General features: G+C 63.8%; 5 protein-coding genes. All 5 read left to right on the top strand.

Translation table 11 applies throughout. The features are described from left to right. Positions 1-550 (top strand): Rossmann-fold NAD(P)-binding domain-containing protein (locus QOC69_RS18190; protein WP_526442063.1); only part of this gene is annotated, 550 nt, incomplete at its 5' end. 44 nt (positions 551-594) lie between these two features. After that, entirely contained in the window at positions 595-1,020 is a 426-nt protein-coding gene (locus tag QOC69_RS18195) for a nuclear transport factor 2-like protein (RefSeq protein ID WP_526442065.1), read from the top strand. A gap of 152 nt (positions 1,021-1,172) precedes the next feature. Next, the gene (locus QOC69_RS18200) at positions 1,173-1,796 is read left to right on the top strand and encodes an NADPH-dependent F420 reductase (protein WP_526442067.1); all 624 of its coding nucleotides are present in this window, start codon (positions 1,173-1,175) and stop codon (positions 1,794-1,796) included. A gap of 336 nt (positions 1,797-2,132) precedes the next feature. Continuing rightward, entirely contained in the window at positions 2,133-2,876 is a 744-nt protein-coding gene (locus tag QOC69_RS18205) for an SDR family NAD(P)-dependent oxidoreductase (protein ID WP_526442069.1), read from the top strand. 197 nt (positions 2,877-3,073) lie between these two features. Then, a partial coding sequence (locus QOC69_RS18210) for a zinc-binding dehydrogenase (protein WP_526442071.1) occupies positions 3,074-3,291 on the top strand: 218 nt, incomplete at its 3' end.

Here is a 3,291-nt window from a genome sequence, read left to right on the forward strand (position 1 = left end):
GGCCCTTCCCAGCGGGGAGGAGTTCAAGGGCACGCTGCGTGTTCGCAACGTCGTGGAACGGGCTGTAATTGGCCTCGCCGAGCGGGGAGTGCGGTCGTCGATCGTGCGGCTTCCGCTCATCGCGCACAGCACGACCGATAGTGCCGGCTTTCTCCCAGGGCTCATCGCGCTCGCGCAGGACAAAGGCTTCGCCGGCTACCCCGGAGACGGCATGAATTTGTGGAACGCCGTACACATCCGCGATGTCGCATCCGTGTTCCGCCTGGCGTTGGAGAAGGGTCCGGCTGGTAGATATTGGCACGCGGTTCAGGATGGGGGCATCCCGTTCCGCGAAATCGCCGAGGCCATTGGCAGCCGTCTGGAACTGCGCGCCGTGAGCGTTCCCGCGGATGTCCTGATGCTGCCGGGATACTTTGGGGCCCTTACGAATCTGGTCACAGGGTCCTTCCCGGCGACCAGCCTCATTACCCGCGAGGCCCTGGGCTGGGAACCCGCTGAGCCCGGCCTGTTCGCCGATTTGGACAACGGCCATTACTTCCCGGCTGGCTGACGGCCTAGTCACACCGAGCAAGTCTCAACCCACAAGGAGTAACGATGACCACGTTCGCCCCCCACCGTGACACCTTGGAGTCCTTCGTCGACTGCATCCACGGCGGCGTCGACGTCGACGTCCTCACCCGATTACTCGCCGAGGACGTGATGCTGTACGGCCCGTTCAGCGACGAGCCAGTCATCGGCCGCGAGGCCGCCGTGGAAACCATCAAGACCGTCAACGGACTGTCGTCCGACGACACCTACATGGAGGTCCTCAGCGGCGAGATCCACCACGCCGCACACTTCCGGCTGCAAGTCGGAGACGCCGCGGTCAACGGGATCTTCTTCGTCCTGCTCGACGCGGACGGCAAGATCGCCGAGGTGAGCATCTTCTACCGCACGCTGCCGGCCGGCGTCGCACTGCAGCGCAACCTCGCCGAGGCAATTGGCATGCCGCCCTGGGAATTACGCACCGACGGGGAGTGACGACCACGACCGTGCCCCCCGTCACGAGGGCTCCGCCAGTTCGGTCGATTTCCACTAGCCTCCACGCCTCCCTGCTTTGCTGACACGGCACTAACGCGGGCTCATGGTGGAGGAGTCAAACTTTTCGAACATCAACCAAGACAGGATATTTCATGAGCAACATCAGCATCATCGGCACCGGGAACATGGCCAGCACCATCGCCACGTTGGCGGTAGCAGGCGGCAACACCGTCGAGGTCATCGGCCGCGACCAGTCCAAGGCTGCTGACCTGGCCAAGACTGTCGGCGGCAGCACCACGACGGGAGAGTTCGGCGCCGTCCCGGCCGGGGACATCGTCATCGTGGCCCTCGGGTACGCCAATGTCGTTCCGGTCGTCGCCCAGTATGGAAACGCCCTCGCGGGCAAGGTGATCGTCGACATCTGCAACCCCGTCAATTCTGCGGGCGACGGGCTCGCCATCCCCGATGGCACCTCGATCGCGCAGAACGTTGCCGGGGCGGCCCCGGCCAGCGCCAGCGTGGTGAAGGCATTCAACACCACCTTCGGTGCTGTCCTAGCCAAGGGCCAGCCGCTGGACGTCTTCATCGCCGGCGACGACGCACGCGCCAAGGCACACGTGGCGGAGTTCATCGACAGCCTCAAGCTGCGCCCGCTCGACGTCGGCGGCTTGAACATGGCGCACTACTTAGAAGGAACGGGCCTGGTCATGATCGGTCTCGCCCAACACGGGGTGGGGAACTTCGACTTCGCCCTCGGTATCACCGTGCCCAGCTGAGCCGCATCGCCGCCGGGCCAAGCCGTGCTCGAACAGGAGCGCCGTGCCCCCAAAATCCTGGTTAATGGATCACCGAAGGATTCGCACATGCCAGATGTCAGTGTCATCCGACAATGGCCTGCTTGGAGAGGACTCTCGCGATGAAGCTCAACTTCGCCATTCCCGTAGTCGGGTCCCTTGTCGGCAGCGCCGCTGGTCTGAGTGCGTTCTGCCGCGGACTTGGGCGCTCCGCCCGGGTGCGGCATTGATGAGGCGATCGCGGATGCCTTCGCAATGCTCCCACCCTTGACCAGATGCTTGATGTAGCCAGCCAGGTAGTCGACCGAAGGAGTAGTCATGGGAAAGCTTGACGGCAAGGTGGCGGTGATCACGGGCGGGTCAAGTGGTATGGCGCTGGCCGGTGCCAAGTTGTTCGTCGACGAAGGAGCTCACGTCTTCATCTCGGGTCGGCGGCAGGAAGCTCTGGACGAAGCCGTCAAGCTGATCGGCTCGAACGTGACCGGCGTGCAGGCTGATTCGGCCAACCTGGACGACCTGGACCGTTTGTTCGACGCGGTCAAGCAGGAAAAGGGCGCCATCGACGTGTTGTGGGCAAGTGCAGGGACCGCCGAGGAGGGCAAGCTCGGCGAGATCACCGAGGAGCATTTCGATGCGACGTTCGGGTTGAACGCGCGCGGCACGCTGTTCACGGTGCAGAAGGCTCTGCCGTTGTTCAACGACGGTGGCTCGATCTTCATGACCGGGTCAATCGCGTCGGTCAGGGGCTATCCGGCCTGGAGTGTCTACGCCGCGAGCAAGGCTGTACTGCATGCGTACGCCCGCGTGTGGTTGGCCGAGTTGAAGGACCGCAGGATCCGGGTCAACGTGCTGACCCCGGGCCAGGTCGTCGCGCCAGGACAGGAGCAGCTGTTCGACGACGAGACGAAGGCCGCGATGGGCGCGCGGGAGGCGTTGATCCCACGGGGAGAGAACGGCAGACCCCAGGAGATTGCGACGGTCGCATTGTTCCTCGCCTCGAACGATTCAAGCTTTGTCAATGGTATGGAGTTGGTTGTCGACGGCGGTACCACGGCAGTCTGACCACGCACCACGGTGGAGCAGAGGACAGAACCGATCCAGGAGCTGCTGGCGGTGGTTGTCAAACACGTGAGGAGGCAACGGCTTTCCGAACACGGCGTACCGCTGTTGATAAGTCAGCTTTCTGGCAGTTTCTGCTCACTCGACTTCTCTAGCTGATCCACGCCGCCGCCGGCGGGGTCGGCACGATCGCCATCCAAGTGGACAAGCTGCTCGGCGCCGGACCGATTATCGCCACCGCCAGCACCGACGACAAACTCGCGCTTGCGCGCTCGCTCGGTGCCGACATCGCCATCAACTACCGCCAGGATGACGACTGGCCTAACCAAGTCCTCGCGGCCACCGACGGACGCGCTGCCGACGTCATCTTGGAAAGTGTCGGTGGCGACATCTTCGCCAAGAGCCTCGGCGCCCTCGC

It is taken from the genome of Mycobacterium sp., from assembly GCF_032162105.1.
Taxonomy (GTDB): Bacteria; Actinomycetota; Actinomycetes; order Mycobacteriales; family Mycobacteriaceae; genus Mycobacterium.